General features: G+C 42.3%; 1 pseudogene. It reads right to left on the bottom strand.

Going from position 1 to position 1282, the window contains the following annotated elements:
- Positions 1-267: 267 nt before the first annotated feature.
- Positions 268-1038 (bottom strand): annotated as a pseudogene (locus tag ACYVRZ_RS13075) (IS5 family transposase).
- Between the last annotated feature and the right edge of the window lie 244 nt (positions 1039-1282).

Raw genomic sequence — 1282 nt, 5'->3', positions numbered from 1 at the left:
TGAGCGCGCTCGAGCTCAGCGACGAGCTGCCAAGGTAGTCGTAGCCAGCTAACTCAACTCATCAAAGATAACAGTTCATCTCACGGTGTCGTGCCATGGGGTGGCTAACTTGTTCTTGCAATTTGCGTTTTTCTTTTTTAATCTCTCTAATTGCTAAAAACATTTGTTCCTCCTGTATTTGTTGAAGTTCAACAAACTTACTATACACAAGCATACATGATATTATGATGAGATTACAAACTGATTTTTCTAGGATGTGTCTTCAAACTATCTAGTCATTAACACTATTGACGCAGCGTAAACAAATGTTCGGAACACATATGACGTCTTATCGTAGCGAGTAGCTACCCGTCTAAAATGTTTAAGCCGATTAAAGAAACACTTAATTGAATGTCTTTCTTTATATATCCACCAGTCTACTGACCATGGTTCTCGATTATTCTCTTTTGGTGGGATTGTATACTTTCCGCCTTGGCTCGTGATAAATTCTCGAATTGCTTTACCACCGTATGCTTTATCGGCAATGACATTAACCCCAGTCAACTGAATGGTTTTCAATAATTAAAGCGCTACGGGACCGTCATGACGATTGCCTTCTGTTAACATAAATTCAACCGGGTTTCCCAATGCATCGACCAGCGCATGTATCTTAGTTGAATTACCACCAACGGAACGACCAATATTATTGCTTTCAAGTTCAGGACCGCTTTGTTTAGCACCTGTACTATGCTGATGCGCAATAACAGCCGTCGAATCAATATGCAGGTATTCCATATCCGCGTCCTCGCGAAGCGCGCGGAAGATACATTCCAATACACCATCGCGGCCCCAGCGGGAAAGCCGTGTATAAACCGACTTCCATGGTCCAAATCGTGCAGGTAAATCACGCCAAGGCGCACCAGCCCGATGGATCCACAGAATTGCATTTAACATGGTCCGATTATCTCGTAATATTGGACGACCTGTACTGTATGGTGGAAATAATGACTCGATCTGGCTCCATTGCTCATCAGCGATCTCATAGCGATGGGTAAGCATCACAATCAGCCCTTTACTCCAACATATCAGATTCAGGTCGTTTCGTACAACTAGTAGGCAATTCGCGAATATTTTTGAGTCCCGCGTTTTACAATCAAGTTAGCCACTATCGTTAGTACTCAGACAAAATAAAAAACACCAAGTCGATACGACCTGTTATCATTAAAGTTCCTACACAATTAATGAAAGAGGTATCGTCTTGATGCAAGAACAGAATATCATGTCTCACACCAAAGGTCACCAT

This window comes from Lacticaseibacillus suihuaensis (assembly GCF_054785075.1).
This window is presented reverse-complemented; position numbering and strand designations above follow the sequence as displayed.